The 20,980-nt window shown below is 31.5% G+C and carries 21 protein-coding genes; 13 read left to right on the forward strand and 8 right to left on the reverse strand.

Going from position 1 to position 20,980, the window contains the following annotated elements; all coding sequences use genetic code 11:
- Nucleotides 1-44: 44 nt before the first annotated feature.
- Complete coding sequence (locus tag AAFP94_RS14625) at nt 45-569, forward strand: DUF4136 domain-containing protein (protein WP_409629071.1); 525 nt, start codon at nt 45-47, stop codon at nt 567-569.
- Nucleotides 570-678: 109 nt separating this feature from the next.
- The gene (locus AAFP94_RS14630; protein WP_409629074.1) at nt 679-1,407 is read left to right on the forward strand and encodes an SDR family oxidoreductase; all 729 of its coding nucleotides are present in this window, start codon (nt 679-681) and stop codon (nt 1,405-1,407) included.
- Between the two features lie 50 nt (nt 1,408-1,457).
- Here the strand turns inward: AAFP94_RS14630 and AAFP94_RS14635 are convergent, their stop codons facing one another.
- A complete protein-coding gene (locus AAFP94_RS14635; protein WP_409629077.1) occupies nt 1,458-1,835 on the reverse strand; it encodes a DoxX family membrane protein in 378 nt (125 codons plus the stop codon).
- A gap of 146 nt (nt 1,836-1,981) precedes the next feature.
- Between AAFP94_RS14635 and AAFP94_RS14640 the strand changes: the two genes are divergently transcribed.
- The 6 genes from AAFP94_RS14640 (at nt 1,982) to AAFP94_RS14665 (ending at nt 9,314) form a co-directional block, all read left to right on the forward strand.
- The gene (locus AAFP94_RS14640) at nt 1,982-2,743 is read left to right on the forward strand and encodes a tetratricopeptide repeat protein (RefSeq protein WP_409629080.1); all 762 of its coding nucleotides are present in this window, start codon (nt 1,982-1,984) and stop codon (nt 2,741-2,743) included.
- 107 nt (nt 2,744-2,850) lie between these two features.
- Nucleotides 2,851-3,525: a TetR/AcrR family transcriptional regulator gene (locus tag AAFP94_RS14645; protein ID WP_409629082.1), complete on the forward strand. Its 675-nt coding sequence runs from the start codon at nt 2,851-2,853 to the stop codon at nt 3,523-3,525.
- On the forward strand, nt 3,522-5,192 hold the full coding sequence (locus AAFP94_RS14650; RefSeq protein ID WP_409629084.1) for a peptidase domain-containing ABC transporter: 1,671 nt from the start codon (nt 3,522-3,524) through the stop codon (nt 5,190-5,192). Before AAFP94_RS14645 ends, AAFP94_RS14650 begins: the two co-directional genes overlap by 4 nt.
- Nucleotides 5,185-6,531 carry an HlyD family secretion protein gene (locus AAFP94_RS14655; RefSeq protein ID WP_409629087.1) on the forward strand — a complete coding sequence of 449 codons (1,347 nt, stop codon included), beginning with the start codon at nt 5,185-5,187 and terminating at the stop codon, nt 6,529-6,531. The genes AAFP94_RS14650 and AAFP94_RS14655 overlap by 8 nt, the downstream gene beginning before the upstream one ends.
- A 1-nt stretch (nt 6,532) precedes the next feature.
- Nucleotides 6,533-7,924: a TolC family protein gene (locus AAFP94_RS14660; RefSeq protein ID WP_409629090.1), complete on the forward strand. Its 1,392-nt coding sequence runs from the start codon at nt 6,533-6,535 to the stop codon at nt 7,922-7,924.
- Between the two features lie 34 nt (nt 7,925-7,958).
- The gene (locus AAFP94_RS14665) at nt 7,959-9,314 is read left to right on the forward strand and encodes a UDP-N-acetylmuramate--L-alanine ligase (protein ID WP_409629093.1); all 1,356 of its coding nucleotides are present in this window, start codon (nt 7,959-7,961) and stop codon (nt 9,312-9,314) included.
- A 92-nt stretch (nt 9,315-9,406) separates the two neighbouring features.
- Here the strand turns inward: AAFP94_RS14665 and AAFP94_RS14670 are convergent, their stop codons facing one another.
- The 3 genes from AAFP94_RS14670 to AAFP94_RS14680 form a co-directional block, all read right to left on the reverse strand.
- On the reverse strand, nt 9,407-10,852 hold the full coding sequence (locus AAFP94_RS14670; protein WP_409629096.1) for an MltF family protein: 1,446 nt from the start codon (nt 10,850-10,852) through the stop codon (nt 9,407-9,409).
- A 6-nt stretch (nt 10,853-10,858) separates the two neighbouring features.
- Nucleotides 10,859-11,686 carry a glycoside hydrolase family 16 protein gene (locus AAFP94_RS14675; protein ID WP_409629099.1) on the reverse strand — a complete coding sequence of 276 codons (828 nt, stop codon included), beginning with the start codon at nt 11,684-11,686 and terminating at the stop codon, nt 10,859-10,861.
- Nucleotides 11,687-11,845: 159 nt separating this feature from the next.
- A complete protein-coding gene (locus tag AAFP94_RS14680; protein WP_409629101.1) occupies nt 11,846-12,442 on the reverse strand; it encodes an FMN-binding negative transcriptional regulator in 597 nt (198 codons plus the stop codon).
- 51 nt (nt 12,443-12,493) lie between these two features.
- Between AAFP94_RS14680 and radC the strand changes: the two genes are divergently transcribed.
- Genes radC through AAFP94_RS14700 form a run of 4 tightly spaced genes read left to right on the forward strand, consistent with a single transcriptional unit; the run spans nt 12,494 to nt 16,071 of the window.
- The gene (gene radC / locus AAFP94_RS14685; RefSeq protein ID WP_409629104.1) at nt 12,494-13,192 is read left to right on the forward strand and encodes a RadC family protein; all 699 of its coding nucleotides are present in this window, start codon (nt 12,494-12,496) and stop codon (nt 13,190-13,192) included.
- Complete coding sequence (locus AAFP94_RS14690) at nt 13,193-14,494, forward strand: polysaccharide deacetylase family protein (protein ID WP_409629107.1); 1,302 nt, start codon at nt 13,193-13,195, stop codon at nt 14,492-14,494.
- On the forward strand, nt 14,484-15,173 hold the full coding sequence (locus AAFP94_RS14695) for a YjjG family noncanonical pyrimidine nucleotidase (RefSeq protein ID WP_409629110.1): 690 nt from the start codon (nt 14,484-14,486) through the stop codon (nt 15,171-15,173). The genes AAFP94_RS14690 and AAFP94_RS14695 overlap by 11 nt, the downstream gene beginning before the upstream one ends.
- Before the next feature lie 40 nt (nt 15,174-15,213).
- Nucleotides 15,214-16,071: a hypothetical protein gene (locus AAFP94_RS14700; RefSeq protein ID WP_409629113.1), complete on the forward strand. Its 858-nt coding sequence runs from the start codon at nt 15,214-15,216 to the stop codon at nt 16,069-16,071.
- A 6-nt stretch (nt 16,072-16,077) separates the two neighbouring features.
- Here AAFP94_RS14700 and AAFP94_RS14705 read toward each other — a convergent pair whose 3' ends face one another.
- Nucleotides 16,078-17,355, reverse strand: coding sequence for a replication-associated recombination protein A (locus AAFP94_RS14705; protein ID WP_409629116.1), 1,278 nt, complete (start codon nt 17,353-17,355; stop codon nt 16,078-16,080).
- A 129-nt stretch (nt 17,356-17,484) separates the two neighbouring features.
- On the opposite strand from AAFP94_RS14705, the gene AAFP94_RS14710 reads away from it, so the two are divergent.
- Nucleotides 17,485-18,222: a rhomboid family intramembrane serine protease gene (locus tag AAFP94_RS14710; RefSeq protein WP_409629119.1), complete on the forward strand. Its 738-nt coding sequence runs from the start codon at nt 17,485-17,487 to the stop codon at nt 18,220-18,222.
- Here AAFP94_RS14710 and rlmB read toward each other — a convergent pair.
- From rlmB to AAFP94_RS14725, 3 genes are all read right to left on the reverse strand, one after another.
- Nucleotides 18,219-18,953 (reverse strand): 23S rRNA (guanosine(2251)-2'-O)-methyltransferase RlmB, encoded by a 735-nt coding sequence (rlmB, locus tag AAFP94_RS14715; RefSeq protein WP_409629122.1) that lies wholly within the window; start codon nt 18,951-18,953, stop codon nt 18,219-18,221. The two genes, AAFP94_RS14710 and rlmB, sit on opposite strands and share 4 nt — an antisense overlap.
- 67 nt (nt 18,954-19,020) lie before the next feature.
- On the reverse strand, nt 19,021-20,040 hold the full coding sequence (locus tag AAFP94_RS14720; protein WP_409629124.1) for a DUF3179 domain-containing (seleno)protein: 1,020 nt from the start codon (nt 20,038-20,040) through the stop codon (nt 19,021-19,023).
- 98 nt (nt 20,041-20,138) lie between these two features.
- Nucleotides 20,139-20,980 (reverse strand): SusD/RagB family nutrient-binding outer membrane lipoprotein (locus AAFP94_RS14725; protein WP_409629127.1); only part of this gene is annotated, 842 nt, incomplete at its 5' end.

The following is a 20,980-nucleotide window of genomic DNA, read 5'->3' on the forward strand; positions in this document are numbered from 1 at the left end:
CTTCGTATAATTATTTTATTAACTTTAGAATAAAATTTTCCGTCATGAAAAAGCTTCAAATTATAATTTTGGTAATGACTATCTCTTCGTGCTCATCTACCAAAGTTAATTACGATTTTGAAAAAACAACAGATTTCACAGTATACAAAACCTACAACTATTATATAGATATGCAAACAGGTCTAAATGAATTAGATTCTAAACGGTTATTAAAAGCTATTGATAATCAACTTACTATAAAAGGAATTGTATTATCTGATAATCCAGATTTTTTAATCAATATAAAAAGCAGTGAATACCAAGAACCCCAAAACAGTTCTGTTGGGGTTGGCGTTGGTGGAGGTGGTGGAAATGTAGGAGGTGGCGTTTCTATCGGTATTCCTATAGGACAATCTAATATTAACAGACAAATTATTATTGATTTTGTTGACGAGAACAAAAATGGACTTTTCTGGCAAGCCATTAGTGAAAGTAGCTTCAATCCAAATTCGTCACCGGAGATAAAGGAAGAAAAGTTAAATGAAATAGTCACAAAAGTATTTTCAGAATATCCACCGACTAAAAATTAATCTTATATGAATTATAATTGGGCATGGTATCTTTTTTAAGAGCATCATTCATCTCATTTAGACCAAATATTATTAATGATAAAAAGAATATTAAAATTATAGAATAATTATGACTAAATTAAAAGGTAAAGTAGCGCTAATAACAGGAGGAACGAAAGGAATAGGATTTGGAATTGCCCGTGCCTTGTTAAACGAAGAAATCAACGTTGCAATAACTGGTAGAAGTAAATCCTCTACAAATAAGGCTGCGGAAATGCTTAATGAAGGGACCAATTCGTCTGCGAGGGCTGTTGGGATTGTGGCGGATGTTCGTGACTACAAAAGTCAGGTGGATGCCGTAATAAACGTAATTGATACATTTGGGAAATTAGATATTGTTATTGCGAATGCAGGACTAGGTTATTTTAGTTCGGTTGAAAACATTACTAATCAACAATGGCAGGAAACCATAGACACAAATCTTACAGGGGCATTTTACACTTTAAAGGCATGCTGTGATGCATTAAAAAATACCCAAGGCTATTACATTACTATTTCAAGTTTGGCAGGAACCAATTTTTTTGAAGGAGGTTCGGCTTATAACGCCAGCAAATTTGGTCTTACAGGTTTTACACAAGCTGCAATGTTAGATTTACGTAAATATGATATTAAGGTAAGTACAATAATGCCAGGATCTGTTTCCACCCATTTCAACAACAACGTGCCTAACGACAAAGATTCTTGGAAAATTCAAATAGAGGATATTGGCGAATTGGTAGTCAATTTACTAAAAATAAATCCACGTACCTTACCAAGTAAGATTGAAGTGCGACCAACCAGACCACCAAGTACAAGGTAGGTAAAAAAGAGGCTTTTAAAGCCTCTTTTATTGAACCATCAGTTTTATTATTAGCCTGCTAATAAGTCCTTGTATTTATCTTTGTAACCAATAAGCATAATAACATTTAGAATTAAAAGAACTAATGCAGGTAAAATGTTTGCAGAATCTAAAGTTGCATGAAACATGACTGCATTAATTGAAACACTCATCAAGATTAAGCTCATTAAGGCTCCAAACTTATTCAATAATAGGGCTAATCCTGCAGCTATTTCTACAACAGCAACCAATGTAATTGTTTTAGTAGACATCAAAGCACCAAAGTAATTTCCTGCGGCTTCAGACATGCCTTCTGGAGCTGGTAAAAAGTTTAAAAATTTATTTAAGCCGAATACTAATAGCATAAGTGCTAAAATAATTCTCAAGACCATAAAAACTTTTGAATTCATAATTTTAATTTTTAGTTAGTATTTAAAGATAAGGATTAATTTTAATCCATAATTATTATTTTGTCGAATAGGATAATGTAACTAACAAATTAAACTTAATTAAGTCAATTAGAAAGTTTAATTTTGCTTTTTTGACTTTCATACATATGAAATCTTTAATTTTTATTTTATTTTTTCCATTAGCTGCAATGAGCCAATCATTAACGATGGAAGTGCAGCAGTATTTTTATCTTAAAGATTTTAATAAAGCAGAAAACATACTGTTAAAAATTTTAAAAGATAATCCTTATAATATTGAGGCAATTGAACTATTAGGAGATTCTTATGGGCATCAAACAAAATGGGATGATGCAATAAAATTATATAAAGAACTCGTAGATTCTATTCCTAATAATGCCAATTATCATTACAAGTATGGAGGTGCCCTAGGTATGAAAGCACTTTCTGTTAATAAATTAAAGGCTTTAACCATTGTTGATGATGTCAAAGAAGCTTTTTTAAAAGCGGCTGAATTAGATCCAAACCATATAGATACACGTTGGGCGTTGGTAGAATTATACATGCAGCTTCCAGGTATCATTGGTGGCAGCAAAAGTAAATCGCTGAACTATGCCAATGAACTTAAAGCTTTATCTAAAGTAGACGGATATTTAGCCAAAGGATATATTTATGAATATGACGATGAACCAGAATTAGCAGAGAAATATTACAAAATGGCTATTACAGAAGGAGATTCATTCCTATGCTATAAGCGTTTAATAAATTTGTATATAGGGTTGAAAGAATATAATACGGCAATACATTATTTGGAAATAGCTTACACTAAATTTAAAAGTGAAGAAATAATTGAAGAAATTAAAGTTATCTCCAACAAATATAATGTACCATCTATCTTAATTTCGGAATAGAATAAATATTAATTTAAAAATGGCTTAAATGATTATTAAGCTAATTTTTTGTTAATTCTTTTTTATTAATAGTAATACTATTATATTTGCGAATAAAATATATACAAATGAAAATGTTACTTTCGAATTTAAAAATAGATGTTCCTAATAGTATTTATAATAAAGATCCTCAATCATCTAACTTAGGAAAACGTATTATAACAGGAAGTATAAATTTAATAGAAGAAATTGGCTTTGAATCTTTTACTTTTAAAAAGCTTGGGTCTGCAATAGATTCTAATGAAAGTTCTATATACCGATATTTTGAAAGTAAGTATAAACTGTTAATTTATCTAACCTCCTGGTATTGGGCATGGCTTGAATACAAGTTTGTTTTTGAAATTCATAATATACATGATCCAGAACTAAAGTTAAGAAAAGGCATTGAAGTTGTTACAAGGACCATAAAAGAAGATTCTAACTTTTCTCATATTGATGAAGTAAAACTAAATAAGATAATAATTAATGAAAGCTCTAAATCTTTTTTGAATAAAGAAGTAGATCAGGAAAATAAAGAAGGTCATTTTGAGATATACAAGCGTTTAGTAAAAAGATTATCTGATTTAATTTTAAATGTAAATAATGAATACAAAGCTTCATTAAGTTTGGCTAGTACTATAATTGAAAGTGCACTTCATCAGCATTTTTTAAAAGAACATCTCATGTCTATAACAAATTGTAATAAAACTTATTCTCCGACACAATTTTTATTAGATCTGACATTGAAAACAATTAGAAAATGAAAGAAATTTTAACACCATGGAAGCGATTTACCGGATTATTACAGTTAGAACGCAAATCTATTATACAAATTTTTTACTATGCAATCTTTTCAGGATTGGTATCACTTACTTTGCCTTTAGGAATTCAAGCTATAGTTAACTTAATTCAAGGTGCGCAAATTTCGACCTCTTGGATAGTATTGGTTATACTTGTAACATTAGGTGTTGCATTTTCTGGAGCGCTTAAGTTGATGCAATTAAGGATAATTGAAAATATTCAACAAAAAGTATTTATTAGATCATCTTTTGAATTTAGTTATAGGTTTCCGAAGATTAAAACAAAAGAATTGTATAACAGTTATCCACCAGAACTTGCCAATAGGTTTTTTGACACGCTCACAGTCCAAAAGGGATTGTCAAAAATTTTGATTGATATACCCACAGCAGTTTTAGAAATATTATTTGCTCTTATACTATTGTCTTTTTATCATCCATTTTTTATAGTTTTTGGTATTCTTCTTATCGGATTAATTTATATTGTTTTTAAGTTTACCGCTATAAGAGGATTAAATACAAGTCTTAAAGAATCAAAATATAAATACAAAGTAGCTCATTGGATTCAAGAAGTAGCTAGAGCTATTACAAGTTTTAAATTATCAGGTAAGACTACATTGTCACTAAACAAAAATGATTCTTTGGTGACCGTTTATTTAGATGCTCGAGAAAATCATTTTAAAGTTTTGGTCATTCAATTCATCCAAATGATTGGTTTTAAATTAATTGTAACAGCTGCTTTATTAGTCATAGGTGGGATTTTGGTTTTAAATCAAGAGATGAATATTGGTCAGTTTGTAGCCGCCGAAATTATTATTTTGTTAGTAATTGCTTCAGTTGAAAAATTAATTCTAGGATTAGAATCTGTTTATGACGTTTTAACTTCTATAGAGAAAATAGGTCAAGTTGTAGACCTGGAATTAGAAAACCAAGATGGAGATGTTATTGCAACTGACGAACATCTGACCATTGAATTAAAAAATGTTACTTATAAAGTTCCAGATTTACATAAGAGTATTTTAGAAGAGATAAGCTTTACAATAAATTCTAAAAGTAGAATTCTAATTCAAGGTGAAAATGGTTCAGGAAAATCTACTTTATTACAGGTAATTGCAGGTTTGATTGAGCCCACTAATGGTAGAGTATATGTTAATAACAGAGAACTTTCTGGGCTTCAAATTAACAGTTACAGAAAAAAACTTGGACTGTCACTTATGGGCGAAACCCCTTTTGAAGGGACTATTAGAGAAAATGTGACCTTTGGAGATAATAATATTACTGATAGTGATATAATTTCAGTATTCAAAATTTTGGAACTTACAGAGTACCTAAAAAATCAAGCTAATGGATTGAATAGTATCATATACCCAGAAGGGAAGCAAATTTCTTTTACTATATCTAAAAAATTAATTTTAGCAAGAGCTATACTAAAGAAACCGCAGCTATTAATACTTGAAGATCCTCTTAACCAATTTCCATTACCAGAGGCGGAGAAAATAATTTCTTACTTAACCAGTAAAGAAAATGATTGGGGGATAATTGTTGTTAGTAATAATTTTTATTGGAATAATCAATTAGACAGAACAATTGAATTAAAAAGTGGTAAAATTTTTAAAGATTTAAACCATGCTTAATATATCGGAAAATAAATTAAATAAGAAGGTTGACTTAAATGAATTTAAGTCTGTGAAAAAGGTTTTTAATAAAACTTACTATAAAGTAATCAACAAATTTTTAATCTTGTTTATGCTAGTTGCTATTGTTATAATGTTTTTACCGTGGACACAAACTGTATCCTCCAATGGTAATGTGACAACTTTATTGCCAAATCAGCGCCCACATACTATTCAAAGTCCAATTCCTGGTAAAATTGAAAAATGGTTTATAGTTGAAGGTGATTATGTAAATATGGGTGACACCATTGTACAAATTTCAGAAATTAAGAGTGAATATTTTGATCCAAATTTAGTAGAACGCACTAGAGAACAAATTGTGGCAAAAAGTTCCTCAATTAATTCGTATGATGAAAAGGCGAATGCTTTAAAAAATCAAATAAAAGCTCTAAAAGATGAGCGGATATACAAACTTGACCAAGCAAAAAATAAACTTCAACAAGCTGAATTTAAAGTCAAGAGTGATAGTATAGACTGGGTCGCGTTTAATATTAATAAAGATGTAGCATTGAGTCAATACAATCGAGAATTAAGTTTAGCTTCTGAAGGATTAAAGTCTCAAAAAGATGTTGAAAACAAAAACTTAAAACTTCAAGAGGCTCAAGCTAAAGCTATTTCAGCAGAGAATAAATATTTAATAAGTCGAAGTGAGTTAAGAAATTCTGAAGTTGAATTATCCCGAATTAATGCAGAATATGCAGATAAAGTAGCTAAAGTGAGAAGCGAGTTATATACTGCAGAATCCGGACAATTTGAGACAGTAGCACAAATAAGCAAACTTGAAAATGAATTTTCAAATTACCAAATAAGGAGCAATCTTCTCTATATTATTGCATCGCAATCTGGTTATATTAATAAAACAATTAAATCGGGCCTAGGTGAAACTATAAAAGAAGGAGAACAATTAGTAGGAATTATGCCAGCACAATATGACTTGGCTGTAGAAAGTTATGTTAGACCTATAGATCTTCCTTTATTAAGAATAGGAGATAAAATAAGAATACAGTTTGATGGTTGGCCTGCTGTCGTATTTAGTGGTTGGCCCAATATTTCATATGGAACTTATGGAGGAAAAGTTTTAGCTATAGAAAACTTTATTAGTCCAAATGGAAAATATCGTATTTTGATAGCACCAGATGAGTCGGATCATACTTGGCCGGAATTAATACGTGTTGGTTCAGGAGCCAAAACTATTGCACTGTTAAGTGATGTCCCTATATGGTTTGAATTATGGAGAAATTTAAATGGATTTCCACCAAATTATTACGGAGAAAATTCAATTGAAAAAATAATTAAATAAGATGAAAAGATTACTCTTATTATTATTTATAACACAATTTACTTATTCACAAGAGTCAGAATCAGTTTTGACTTTTGAAGAATATTTAGGATATGTACAAAAGTTTCATCCATTGGTAAAACAGGCCAATCTTGTAATATCAGAAAGTCAAGCAAATTTGCTCAAAGCTCGTGGTGCCTTTGATCCTAAAATGGAAATTGATTTTAACCGTAAGACTTTTAAGTCTGACGAATATTATGATGTGATATCTGCTACTTTCAAGGTTCCAACATGGTATGGAATAGAACTTAAGGCTAATTTTGAAGAATCTGGAGGTATTTACCTCAATCCGCAAAACACGCTCCCAGAAGACGGACTTTATAGTGCTGGAATTTCATTTTCAGTAGGACAAGGATTATTAATAAACAATCGAATGGCTGCACTTAAACAGGCTAAATATTTTGTAAAACAACAACAATCAGAGAGAATTATATTAGTTAATGAAATACTTTATCAAGCATCTATGGCCTATTTTGATTGGCTTAAATCATATAAAGAATACATGATTAATGAAGAATTCTTGGCTAATGCCGAGTTACGTTTTAAAGGTGTCAAACAAAGCATTGATTCAGGTGATAGGGCACCGATTGATTCTATAGAAGCGGGAATTACAGTTTATAATAGAAAGTTGCAAATTGAGCAGTACAGATTAGCACTGAAACAAAAAATGCTTGTAGCATCAAATTTTTTGTGGCTTGAAAATAACACTCCTATAGAAATACAAGAGGATATTATCCCAGACACTTCAACGAAGGAAAGTGTTGATTTTGTTTTGAGGATAACTCAAGATATACCATATGATTCTAATTTGACTAACCATCCTAAACTTTTATCTTTAGATTACAAGTTGAAACAATTACAGGTTGAAACTAGATTAAAGCGTAACAAATTGCTTCCTACTATCAACCTGGAATATAATTTTCTTTCTCAAGATCCAGAAATTATTAATTCTTTTAATACTTTGAACTATAAAAGTGGTTTATATTTTAATATGCCTTTATTTTTGAGAAAGGAAAGAGGAGATTTTAAATTAGCAAAGTTGAAATTAAATAATACGGAATACGAGCGTTCAAACGCTAAATTTACTTTGTCAAATAAATTAAAAGCATTAGAAAGTGAACTATATTCATTGATAGAGCAAGAAAAATATATCACAAAAATAGTTGAGGACTATCAAACCCTTGTAAATGCTGAAGAGAGAAAGCTAGAACTTGGAGATAGCAGTATTTTTCTTATCAATACAAGAGAAAATTCATTAATCGATGCAAAATTAAAAGCCGTTTCACTTCAGTACAAATTTCTTGAGGTAAAAGCCAAATTATTTAATAATTTAGCCATAAATCCGAATAGCTAATTGATTAATTCTTGCTATTTTAAATATTTCTTAAATGATTGTACATTTTATTGCTATTGGTGGTGCAGCCATGCATAATCTTGCCATAGCGTTACATAATAAAGGTTATCATGTTACTGGAAGTGATGATACTATTTTTGACCCTTCAAAATCTAGATTAGAAACTAAAGGATTATTACCAGAAAATTTTGGGTGGTTTCCAGAAAAAATCACTACGCATTTAGATGCAGTTGTACTTGGTATGCATGCCAAAGCAAACAATCCAGAATTGTTAAAGGCTCAAGAATTAGGCTTAAAAATTTATAGCTATCCAGAGTTTTTATACGAGCAATCTAAACATAAAACCCGAGTTGTTATTGGTGGAAGTCATGGCAAAACAACCATCACATCTATGATTTTACATGTGATGAATTATCATAATCGTGATGTTGACTATATGGTTGGTGCTCAACTTGAAGGATTTGATGTTATGGTAAAACTTACCGTAGAAAACGACTTTATTGTTCTTGAAGGCGACGAATATTTAAGTTCACCAATAGACAGAAGACCAAAGTTTCATCTGTACAAGCCAAATATTGCTTTGTTAAGTGGTATTGCCTGGGATCATATTAATGTATTTCCAACCTATGAGAATTATGTGGAGCAATTCAGCATTTTTGTAGATAGCATTGTAAAAGGTGGAAGTATTACTTACAATGAAGAAGATGAGGAAGTAAAAAGAGTTGTTGAAGCTTCTGAAAACACCATTAGAAAACTGCCTTATCAAACACCAGAATATATGGTTGAAAATGGACAAACACTTCTTGAAACGCCAGAAGGACCTTTACCTATAGAAATTTTCGGCGCACATAATTTAAATAATCTGGCAGGAGCAAAATGGATTTGCCAACATATGGGCATTGACGAAGACAATTTTTACGAAGCAATTGCAACCTTTACAGGAGCAAGCAAACGACTGGAAAAGATAGCCGAAAGTAAAACCAGTGTTGTCTATAAAGATTTTGCGCATTCGCCAAGTAAAGTTGAAGCTACCACTATGGCTGTAAAAGAACAATACCATGACAGAACATTGGTAGCTTGTTTGGAGTTGCATACGTACAGCAGTTTGAATGCTGAATTTTTAAAGGAATATAAAGGTGCTTTGGATGCAGCAGATGTAGCGGTAGTATTTTACTCACCTCATGCTGTAGAAATTAAAAAACTAGAAGTGGTAAAACACGAACAAATAGCAACTGCCTTTCAAAGAGACGATTTAATTATTTACACCAACCCAACCGATTTTAAAGATTTTTTGTTCTTGCAAGATTTTAATAATAAAGCTTTATTATTAATGAGCTCTGGTAATTATGGAGGATTGGATTTTGATGCAATTAAAGAATTGATTGTATAGACATTAAGGTTTTGCTCAATAGACCTTCAAAAAGATTATTGAGGAAAATATCTAACTTCACATACGAGTCAAAAAACTACAGTAATAAGTAATCATTCTCTTATAAACTTAATATAATGTTCATATCTCTCAAAAATTTGTTTTACATAATTAAAAGGTTCTGAACCGCGAACATAACCATATTTTACAATTGGGTGGTTATAATAATCCGGCTTATTTAGTTTCAAAACAATGTTTTCGACGTTATCATCCCAAATGTCTTTATTCAATCCTTTTTCTTTTGCTAAATTTTGTGCATCAATAATGTGATATAATCCACAATTGTAAGAAGCCATTGTAAATTTGATACGTTGAACAGAATCTTTTACATGGTCAAAATTCGCCCACAACTGATTCAAATATTTCGTACCACCTTTTATGCTTTGTTCAGGATCCGCCCTATTAGTTACCCCAAGATCTTCGGCTGTTTTTGGCATTAATTGCATTAGCCCAGATGCTTGGGCCCATGAACTTACCCTTGGGTCAAATTTTGACTCTTGATAAACTTGAGAAGCCACTAGTCTCCAATCCCAATTTATGCCTTTTGAATATCTTTTAATTAAATCATCATAGGGGCTAATCTGCTGTTTATTTAAACTATAAAAATCACTTCTTATACGTCTTCTAAAGTATTTTTTGTTTTTAAAGTATTTGTTATAAATAACATTGAAATCTATTTGTCTTTTAATTTCCTTTAACCAGCTATTTGTAGCCTTTAATAAATTTTGAGAGTCATGCCTCGTTGCCCAAGCTATTCTTTGAGAAAAACTTACGGGAACCTTTACATCTAAAACTGGATAATAAGTTGCCATAATACTTGCAATATTATGGTCTGCAATGGTATATTTAATTTCTCCTTCAGCAACTTTTTCTATTATTTCATCTGTAGACAATTCTCCCGGAAGTAAGTTTACATGTATTGTTCCTCCCAATTCTTCAGATAAATTATATATCCTTTCTTTATAGGATGTCTTATCTCTCACAGAAATAGTATCCCCTAATAAATCTATGGGGTCATGCACCAATTCCTTTTTTAATTTACCCCAGTTGATACTTCGCCAATTATCAGGTTTCTTTTGTACCAAAACTTGCTTGGTTAAATATAAATGATCGGTAAACGCAACGTCTTCTTTTCTATCTGTAGTAATTGTCAAACCATGAGCTACAATATCGCCTTCTCCATTATTCAATTTTTCAAAAATCTCATCTAAATCATTTACAACAATTATTTCCAAACTCACGTCTAAATATTCAGCAAATCGTTCCAATAATTCAAACTCATACCCCATCGGTCGCCCTTTGTATAAATAATAGGTAGTCCCACTATATATCATTAATGCTCTTAAAGTCCCAGATGCTTTAATTTGTTCTAAATCCCAGCTTTCATTGATCTCTGTTATTTCACTTTTATTTATTAAATCTTTCTCACAACCAAAAAGAAGAAACAAAACAAGGTAAACTAGTCTTAAATTTCTATTTAAACCAATCTTCTTTTTCATAAAACGTTATTGATACACTCTGATATAATCAACCACCATGGCACTTTCTTCAAAAGAAGGGTCTATATCTGGCTCAATAGCTATATTAAGTAATAGGTATTGATCTGAATCAAATGGCCATGTGCCTGAATCTTTAACCGTTGGACTATAGGTATAATGTACCATCCCATCAACACTAAAAATCATTTTATCTTCAGACCACTCAAGACTATAGGTATAAAATTCATTTGAAACATTTTCTAACGTTTTACCACCAAGATTCACAACATCGTGTCCTGCACTGGAGGCCGTATGAACAGCACTCTGTATATAATTTTGTCTTTTTCCCCAATGCTCTAAAATATCAACTTCGCCACATACAGGCCAATAGGTTGTACCAAAACCTTGTTTTTGCCAATAAGCTCCAGGTTCATCAATATTCTTATTTAGCATCCAAATTGCAGGCCAAGTGCCAATGCCTGTAGGCAGTTTTGCCCGTACTTCTATCCGTCCATAGGTGAATGCAAATTTTGAATTTAACCTAGCCGAAGTATATTCTTTGATTTCTCCTTGATCGTTAAATGTTTCTTTTTTAGCAACAATATTCAAATATCCGTCTTTTACATAGGAGTTTCCTATTCGATTTGTGTAATGATTTATCAAACCACCATACCAATCGCCTCCTGCTGGCAATTGAGTTTGATGAAACCATTTTTCTGAATTTATGGGACCATCTTCATCAAACTCATCTGACCAAACTAATGTATCAAATTTTGATGTTGACTTATCTTTTGATTTCGCACAGTGAGTTGATAAAAAGGAAATAAATAATAAAAGTAATAATCGAAAGCGCATATCTGAATTGAAATAAAAATTATAATCTAAATATACTCCTTACCAAATATTTAAAAAAATAAAATGACTATTATCAATCTTTTACCTTTAATATCAAGGGATTATTCAATTCAAAATGTGGTATAGTAAATTCTAAATTATTTTTTGAGAGATTCAAGGTCAAAATATTTTATCTAAAAAGTCTTTAATACTTTCTTGATTTGCTCTAATCAATTCGCTTCTAGCACTTTCCGTGTCACGAGGTTTTTTGTCTTGTGAGAGTTTGAACTTGCCTTCCCAATCTGCAATTGTTATTTCGAACATTTTTATATAATCCAGAAGACGTTCCATTTTTGGGTTATCGTGTTCCAAAACATATTTGTGATCTGGTTGCTCCAAAAATTCGGTCATAATAATAAGAGATTCCTTTAATTCCTCATTGTTTTCAATGGCTTTTACAGTGCCTTTTAAATGTACTTTTATGTAGTTCCACGTTGGTAATTGCGTGGTAGTATACACACTTGGTGAAATATAGCATTGAGGTCCAGAAAAAATAACGGTGATGTTATTATCATCTTTTAACAAGTTGGCTTGCGGATTATAAATATCAATATGTCCAATAAGTTTTCCATCTTCTTCACGATAAATAAGTGGCAAATGTGTAATAAGAGGTTGATCATCTTTTACAGAAATAATCGTTGCAAGAGGATAGGTTTTAATCACCTCTATTATGTGCTCCTTATTGTCGTCCTGATGTATTTTTGGAGGATAATTCAAAATGCATATTAATTTATTGTTTGTGAAAATTACAATATTTATCTTTAACAAATGCATGAAAAATCATCTTCATTTTCTATAAAGAATTGGTCTCAAGACGATCAGCCAAGAGAGAAATTACGGGACAAAGGTAAAGATGCATTGAGTGATGCAGAATTGGTAGCCATACTTATAGGGTCAGGAAGTAAAAATGAAAGTGCAGTTGATTTGTGCAAACGTATTTTATCTAGCGTTGATAATAATCTAAATGCACTTGGCAAGCTATCTATAAAACAACTTATGGAATTTAAAGGCATTGGTGAAGCCAAAGCAATCACAATTGCAGCAGCTATGGAGTTAGGTAGGAGACGCAGAGGTGAAGAAGCTTTGGTGCAAAATAAAATAACGTCTAGTGTTTCGGTGTTTGAATTGATGCAACCTATTCTTGGTGAATTACCACACGAAGAGTTTTGGATTCTATACTTGAATAATTCCAACAAAGTGATACAGAAAAACCAGTTAAGTAAAGGAGGCATTACTGGAACTTTGGTTGATGTTCGCTTGGTACTAAAAAATGCTCTCGAAGTTGGTGCGACAGGGCTTATTTTGGCTCACAACCATCCATCTGGAACATTAAAACCTAGTGAAGCCGATAAAAAATTAACTCAAAAACTGAAGTCAGCTTCTGAAAGTTTAGATATAAAAGTATTGGATCATTTAATAGTAACAGAAAAAGCATATTTTAGCTTTGCTGATGAAAACCTGCTTTAAATGTTATTAGTCTATACTCATAAAATAACGCCTCGACTAAAGTATACTTTTAAACAAGTATGTACTAGAATTTTAGGCATTCCTTTATCCTTTACTACAAAGATTGAAGAGTTCATTGCACATGATAGTTTAAAAATGTCATATACTAGACTGCCTTTGGGCAATGAGATTTTTGTTAAGGGTCATGACATATTGTTTGAACAAGGAATTACAGATATAGATATTCATATCCACCATTGGGATAACACAAAATGCTTTTTCTACAATGGTGATAAAAGCACAATGCCATTTGATATTTTTGCTTCATCATTCTATTTGTTAAGCCGTTACGAAGAATATTTACCCCAAGTGAAAGATGCTTATGGACGTTTTTTGGCAACAGAAAGCCTTGCCTTTAAAAATAATTTTTTAGACCAGCCTGTAGTAGATATATGGGCTTACAAGTTTAAAGAAGTACTTCAAGAACATTATCCAGATTTTAATTTTCCTGAACGCTCATATAGTGTGAAACCTGTTATAGATGTACCATCTGCATATAACTATAAGCTAAAGGGTATTTTAAGAACTCTAGGAGGCACTTTTAAAGATCTCTTGGGTTTGAATTTGAGGGATTTCTATGAACGTTATGCCGTATTTTTTGGAGTGAAGCATGATCCTTATGATACTTTTAAATACATTATAAATAAACAGAAACAGTATAATTTTAAATTTTTAATGTTCTTTTTAGTTGGTGACTATTCAACCTATGATAAAGGAATAAACGTTAATAAGAAAAAATATGTCACGCTCATTAAACAAATGGCAGATTATTGTAGAGTAGGGCTGAAAGCCTCCTACTTTGCAACAGATGATATTAATGTTTTAAAGAAGGAGAAAGTTAAAATGGAGGCCATTATAAACAAACCCTTAACCATGTCTAGACATTCATTTTCAAGGGTTAATTTACCAGAGTCTTACAGAAACCTTGTAAATCTGGAGATTGCTGAAGACTATACAATGGGTTATGTAAATCATATTGGATTTAGAGCTGGAACTTGTACACCTTTTTTGTTTTATGATTTAGATTATGAAGTTCAAACACCTTTAAGGGTTAATTCTTTTCATATAATGGATTATGTTTTAATAAGCACGCAATCTTTGCTAGATAAGAAGAAAGTAATGAATGAAATCATTCAGGTTATTAAACAGGTAAATGGCGAGTTTGTTCCTGTTTTCCATAATTATACCTTTAGTAATATAAGTAGGTGGAAAGGGTTTAAAGAATTGTTTAATGTTATTTTAGAATCGGTAAATGAAGATTAATGGATTAACAGACGTTTTCTTTGATTTAGATCACACCCTTTGGGATTTTGACAAAAACTCGGCACTTACTTTCGAAAAGATTTTTAAAATGAATAGCCTTAATATTCATTTAGAATCCTTTTTACAATATTATGAACCTATTAATCTAAAATATTGGAAACTTTTTAGAGAAGAACAAATAGATAAAGCTTCTTTGCGATACAGAAGACTTGCAGATACTTTTGATAAATTAGGCATTTCGGTAAATGATAATATCATAGATAAGCTTTCTGAAGATTATATTGATCATCTTTCATCGTTCAATCATTTATTTGATGACACTATCCATATTTTAGATTATTTAAAACCTAAATACAAACTTCATATTATTACCAATGGTTTCAAGGAAGTACAAGAAGGTAAGCTTCAAAATTCTAAAATCAGTCATTATTTCAATACAGTTACTAATTCAGAGATAGTAGGTGTAAAAAAGCCTAATCCGAAGGTTTTTAATTTTGCATTAAATTTAGCGCAAGCTGATGTAGAAACGAGTATTATGATAGGAGATAATTATGAAGCTGATATTTTGGGCGCTTTGAATGTTGGATTTGATGTTATTCATTTTAATTATCATGATGAAGAAGTAGATAAAAATATAAAACAAATAACTAATTTATTAGATTTAAAAACATATTTATAAATCTTAATGTATATTTATATTCTAACAAAATAATCCCATCATGATCAAAAAAATAGTTCTCACAATAATTCTTTTCAATGTTATAAACTTGGGTTATTCCCAAGAAAGTCTGAACGCTTACAAATATGTAATTGTACCCAACAAATATGATTTTTTGAAGGAAGCAGATAAATATCAGTTGAACTCTTTAACCAAGTTTTTATTTGAAAAGCAGGGTTTTATTGCCATAATGCAAGACGACAGTTACCCAAAGGACATGTCGAATAATAGGTGTTTAGCTTTAAATTCTGATGTTTTAGATAGTTCAGGAATGTTCAAAACAAAATTACAAGTTGTGCTTAAAGATTGTAATGGAAGAATTGTATTTGGGTCAAAAGTAGGTGAGACACGTGAAAAAGACTATCATATGGCTCATCAATTATCCTTGAGAGATGCTTTTACCTCATTTGATAGTATAAACTATTCGTATGAACCAAGTGAATCAGCACATACTTCAGAAGAAACAATAAGCACAACAACAGAAGAAGAGGTTGAAAAATTAAAAGAAGAAATAAAGGCTCTTAAAGAAGAATCGGTTACACAGACTCAAAAAGCACCAGCTGCAGTTGTTACAACTCCAGTAGTTGCGAGTCAACAAGAAGTTAAATCGGTTGCCGAACCAGTTGAAGAAATAATAACAGAACCTTCAAATCTTTTATATGCTCAAGCAATTGACAACGGGTTTCAATTGGTTGATAGCACTCCAAAAGTTGTTTATAAATTAAGAAGAACCAGCCTTGCCAATATTTATTTTGTAGAAGGGAAAAATGCCATCTTATACAAAAATGGTGAAGATTGGATTCTGGAATATTATGAAAACGATGTATTAAAACAAGAGCAATTACCTGTTAAATTTTAATTGTAACTAATAGTCATATTTATTAGTCCAACGTTGTTTTAAAAAATCACGATGTGCATTTTCTCTACTATTATTCCCAGGTTCGTAAAGTTTTGTATTCTTTATTTCATTTGGTAAAAATTCGTGTTCAACAAAATTATTTTCGTAATCATGGGCATACTGATAATTTTTACCATAGTCTAATTCTTTCATAAGTTTTGTTGGCGCATTTCTTATGGATAAAGGGACACTCAAATCACCTGTTTCCTTAACCAGTTGTTGAGCGTTCTTTATGGCTTTATATGAAGCATTACTTTTTGGTGAACAAGCCAGATATGTAGCACACTGACTTAAAATAATTCGGGATTCGGGATATCCAATAGCAGAGACTGCTTGAAAGGTATTATTGGCGATAACTAAAGCTGTAGGATTTGCGTTGCCTATATCTTCACTTGCTGAAATAAGCATTCTTCTGGCAATAAATTTGACATCTTCACCACCTTCAACCATTCTCGCAAGCCAGTAGACAGCTGCATTTGGATCGCTACCACGAATAGATTTTATAAAAGCCGAAATAATATCGTAATGCTGTTCGCCAGTTTTATCATATCGCACAGTATTATTCTGAACTTTTTGCAAAACGATATCATTAGTAATGACAATTTTATCCGATTCAAAAGAATTCACAATAAGTTCAAAAATATTGAGAAGTTTTCTAGCATCTCCTCCAGAAAGGTGTAATAATGCGTCGGTTTCTTTTAGTTTTATCTTTTTTTTAGAGATATATTCATCTTTTGTAATTGCACGCTTTAAAAGGGTCTCTAAATTGTCCTTATCAAATGCATTTAATATATAAACCTGACAACGAGACAATAATGCTGAAATAACTTCAAAACTAGGATTTTCTGTAGTAGCTCCAATTAGGGTTACCCAACCTTTTTCAACGGCTTGCAATAAAGAATCTTGTTGCGATTTGCTAAATCTATGAATCTCATCAATAAATAAAATAGGGTTTTTGGTAGTAAACAAACCACCACTTTGTTTGGCTTTTTCAATAACATCTCGAACATCTTTAACACCTGAATTGATGGCACTCAAAGCATAAAAAGGTCTTTGAGTTTCGGTAGCAATTATATTGGCCAAAGTGGTTTTACCAGTTCCTGGAGGTCCCCAAAAAATCATTGATGGAATTAACCCTTGTTTTATTTGCTGTGTTAACACACCTTTTTCACCAATTAAATGAGATTGGCTCAAATAGTCTTCTAAAGACTTTGGGCGTAAACGTTCAGCTAAAGGTTCATTCATAGTGTAAAATTAAGGTTTTTGGGTTTAAATTTTAGATTTAAGCAAAAGAATGAGTCTATATTTTAGTGACAATATTTCATATAAAGCATTAATGGATAATTTTTTGCTTATATGTTATAAATTTATAAAATGGAAGGTAAGGAGCATTTTAAATTTTCAACTGGAGTTATTGGTTATCCAATAGCTTTTGTATTGATGATTTGGTTGGTCTTCTGGTTTGAAATCCGGTTTAGGTTTGATTTCACAAATTTTGGTGTTTTTCCAAGAACCTTGAGTGGACTTAAAGGTATTCTGTTTAGTCCTTTTATACATAGTGGTATTGAACACTTATATCATAATACCATTCCTTTATTTGTGTTGTCGACCGCCGTGTTTTATTTCTATAAACCCATAGCTTGGAAAGTTCTGTGTTATGGTATTTTGCTTTCTGGATTCTTAACATGGAGTATTGGTAGACCAGCTTTTCACATTGGTGCGAGTGGATTAATATATGTTTTAGTAAGTTTCACTTTTTTTAAAGGCATTTTTGCCAAACATTATCGTTTGATAGCTTTATCATTACTTGTTGTTTTTCTTTATGGAAGTATGATTTGGTATACGATGCCAATTAAAGATGGTATGTCTTGGGAAGGGCATTTATCAGGATTGATTACAGGAATTTTGTTTGCTTTAATTTTTAGAAAAGAAATTGCAAAACCTAAAAAGTATCTTTGGGAAACAGAAGATTACAATGAAGATCAGGATCCTTTTTTAAAGCATTTTGATGAAAATGGAAATTTCGTCGCAAACTTAAACGAAGAAGATTCAGATAATGATGTTTCTCAATCCAAAATAAATTATACTTATAAACCCAATGATAAAGATTAAAGGCGTTGCCGGATGGCTTCATACAAAAATACGCCACAAGCCACAGAAACATTTAACGATTCAATATCTCCTAATAGTAGTAATTTGGCTTTATCATCTACAAGTTTTAAAATTGAAGGCGAAATACCTCTATCTTCAGATCCCATAATAATGGCACAAGGTTCTTTAAATGAAACATCATAGATTGAGTTGTTTGTTTTTTCAGTAGCAGCAATAACTTTAATGCCACAAGATTGTAAATGGAACATGGCGTCTTTTATATGATCTACCTTACAGATAGGTACTCTAAATACAGCTCCAGCACTGGTTTTTACCGTATCTCCATTAACTGGAGCTCCTCCTTTTTTTTGAATTATAATACCATGAACACCAGTACACTCTGCAGTTCTAATTATTGCACCAAAGTTACGCACATCATTTATCTGATCTAATAGCAAAAACAAAGGTGTTTCTCCCGATTCAATTGTATTTAAAACTAAACTGTCTAAATCATGAAACTCAATAGGAGAGATATTCGCCACAACTCCTTGATGATTATTTTTAGTGAGTCTATTCAGCTTTTCAACAGGAACATAAGAAATATTAATTGAATTAGAATTTAACAATCCTTCAAGTTCATTAAACAATTCACCTCTTAAGCCTTTTTGCAAGAATACTTTATCAATACTTTCACCTGAATTTATTGCTTCTATAACAGCTCTTAAACCAAAAATTTGGGTCTTTTTTTCCATTGAACCAAAGGTATCAAAAAATCCATTCCTAAATTGATAGTCTAATTAAAATAATATTTTACAAAGATTAATTGTGAACTGTGATATTATCAAAAAATTCATTCCAAGCCCATTCAGCACCAAAGTAGGATAGAGGAGATTCTAAATTTTGGCCTTCACGCGGGCCTTGGACAGCTTTGCCAAAAATATCCCAAATGTTTCCCTCATTATCCGTTAAGATATTTGGAAACTCATTTTTATTAAGTGCTTCAAAGTCTAAATTGGTTGGAATATAAAAAGCATTAAAGAAAATATTTTCTTTGCTACCAACTACAACAGTGTTTTTTCCATTAACCGAAATAAAATCAATAGCTTTACCATTTACAAAATTATTGTAATTAAATAAGTGAACGGATTTATTGTTCACTTGATTATTAATGACTCCAAATAAATTGTCAAAATCTATGGATTCAAAAGTTTCATCACAATCACAATTATTAATATTTGGATGGTTGTAAACTAAAGCATTTTGGAATTGAAGTTTAACATTTAACCAATTGGTTTCAATTATATTAATAGTATTTAGTTTGATATCTTTGCTAGAGTCACGCAAACCTTCATTAAGCATCTGTGACCAGAAATATTTTCCATTTGTATCAGAATGCACCAAATTTTCTTTATAAAGATAACCTGAAGCCATAATTGTTATAGTTTCATTTCCTACTAAATTTCTGTTGAAACAAAGGGCTGTTTCTGTAATTGGACAATAAGTAAGGGCAAAATTAAAATCTTGAAAAGTATCATTTACAACTTCAGAATAATTAGTATAATCATATGGATAAACAAAAACTTGATCCTCAATTTTAAGTATGGCTACTTTAGAATTATCTGCTAGATAATTAATACTTTCAATTTCTGAAACACTATTGTATTGAGGATTATCAATTATTGGAAATTCCAATACTCCACCGGCAATATTCTCTATTGGTACACACCACAAATTATTGCTTGTGGGATTAGTATTGCTATTATTGGGCGAAGAAGATTCATCGCTACCAGATGAACAGCTGTAAAATACAACGATTAGAAAAAATACTAATATTCTCATTTTTGATCTATGTGTGATTTTGTCGAAAGACAATATACGAACTTACAAAAAAGCCGTTAGAAATGTCTAACGGCTTTTATTTATATAAAACTTAAGTTCTAGTTAACGTCGAAGAAAAGTTTAGTTGATTTTAAGTCACCACCAATTGCAGCAGCACCGGCTGCATAAGATTCACCATTAAGCTGTGGTTCATCTTGAGGGTACAAGAATCTAACAGGCATAGCTTCACCAGTTTCAATTGCATTTAATATTGGATAATCGAATAATCGAACAGTAGTCCAACCTTCCATACCATTGTTAAACATAGCAATCCATTTTTGCATTGCTATTTTCTGCATGTCATTACCAGGAGCAGTTGCAAAAGCAACATCTGGGTTTGCCATATAAGTATCGATCATTGTTTGATCTCCACCCCATTCCATGATAGATTGAGCAATACCCATGTTATAGTGTCCTGCAGCAGTACCACCTACAGAGTAGCCTCTGGCTGAAGCTTCAGCCAATAAGAAATGTACTTCAGAAGCAGTAATAAAATTACCTGGAAGTGCAGGGTCTTTTAACTCATCTGATAAAGCAGAAAATCCTGAAGATGCATTGGCACTACCATAAATACCACCAGAGTAAGCACCTTCGTGAAGTTCAAAATAGAAATCTCTACGAGGGTCATCTAAATCGTTCATGGCATCTACAAGAGTATTTGCAGCAACAAAATCATCACGACCACTTTCTACCAATGTTCTCCATACAGGGTTTGTATTAGGAGAAGCAGATTCGTAAGTGATGCTAAAGTTATCAGCATTATCTGTAATTACTCCAGCACCTGCTGCAGCTTCCGCCATTTGTTTAGAAACAGATGGGTTAGAATCTGCAATACGCATCGCCATTCTTAATTTTAAAGAATTGGCAGCCATTTTCCAAAGACTCATATCACTTCCGTAAA

This window comes from Gilvirhabdus luticola, assembly GCF_040117515.1.
In the GTDB taxonomy this organism is placed as follows: domain Bacteria; phylum Bacteroidota; class Bacteroidia; order Flavobacteriales; family Flavobacteriaceae; genus Gilvirhabdus; species Gilvirhabdus luticola.

Coding starts and splice junctions, on each gene's coding strand:
- AAFP94_RS14635 (WP_409629077.1), bottom strand. CDS start 1,835: ATGAATTCAAAAGTTTTTATGGTCTTGAGAATTATTTTAGCACTTATG.
- AAFP94_RS14650 (WP_409629084.1), top strand. CDS start 3,522: ATGAAAGAAATTTTAACACCATGGAAGCGATTTACCGGATTATTACAG.
- AAFP94_RS14695 (WP_409629110.1), top strand. CDS start 14,484: ATGAAGATTAATGGATTAACAGACGTTTTCTTTGATTTAGATCACACC.
- AAFP94_RS14625 (WP_409629071.1), top strand. CDS start 45: ATGAAAAAGCTTCAAATTATAATTTTGGTAATGACTATCTCTTCGTGC.
- AAFP94_RS14720 (WP_409629124.1), bottom strand. CDS start 20,040: ATGAGAATATTAGTATTTTTTCTAATCGTTGTATTTTACAGCTGTTCA.
- AAFP94_RS14640 (WP_409629080.1), top strand. CDS start 1,982: ATGAAATCTTTAATTTTTATTTTATTTTTTCCATTAGCTGCAATGAGC.
- AAFP94_RS14660 (WP_409629090.1), top strand. CDS start 6,533: ATGAAAAGATTACTCTTATTATTATTTATAACACAATTTACTTATTCA.
- AAFP94_RS14710 (WP_409629119.1), top strand. CDS start 17,485: ATGGAAGGTAAGGAGCATTTTAAATTTTCAACTGGAGTTATTGGTTAT.
- rlmB (WP_409629122.1), bottom strand. CDS start 18,953: ATGGAAAAAAAGACCCAAATTTTTGGTTTAAGAGCTGTTATAGAAGCA.
- AAFP94_RS14705 (WP_409629116.1), bottom strand. CDS start 17,355: ATGAATGAACCTTTAGCTGAACGTTTACGCCCAAAGTCTTTAGAAGAC.
- AAFP94_RS14690 (WP_409629107.1), top strand. CDS start 13,193: ATGTTATTAGTCTATACTCATAAAATAACGCCTCGACTAAAGTATACT.
- AAFP94_RS14630 (WP_409629074.1), top strand. CDS start 679: ATGACTAAATTAAAAGGTAAAGTAGCGCTAATAACAGGAGGAACGAAA.
- AAFP94_RS14670 (WP_409629096.1), bottom strand. CDS start 10,852: ATGAAAAAGAAGATTGGTTTAAATAGAAATTTAAGACTAGTTTACCTT.
- radC (WP_409629104.1), top strand. CDS start 12,494: ATGCATGAAAAATCATCTTCATTTTCTATAAAGAATTGGTCTCAAGAC.
- AAFP94_RS14655 (WP_409629087.1), top strand. CDS start 5,185: ATGCTTAATATATCGGAAAATAAATTAAATAAGAAGGTTGACTTAAAT.
- AAFP94_RS14675 (WP_409629099.1), bottom strand. CDS start 11,686: ATGCGCTTTCGATTATTACTTTTATTATTTATTTCCTTTTTATCAACT.
- AAFP94_RS14645 (WP_409629082.1), top strand. CDS start 2,851: ATGAAAATGTTACTTTCGAATTTAAAAATAGATGTTCCTAATAGTATT.
- AAFP94_RS14665 (WP_409629093.1), top strand. CDS start 7,959: ATGATTGTACATTTTATTGCTATTGGTGGTGCAGCCATGCATAATCTT.
- AAFP94_RS14700 (WP_409629113.1), top strand. CDS start 15,214: ATGATCAAAAAAATAGTTCTCACAATAATTCTTTTCAATGTTATAAAC.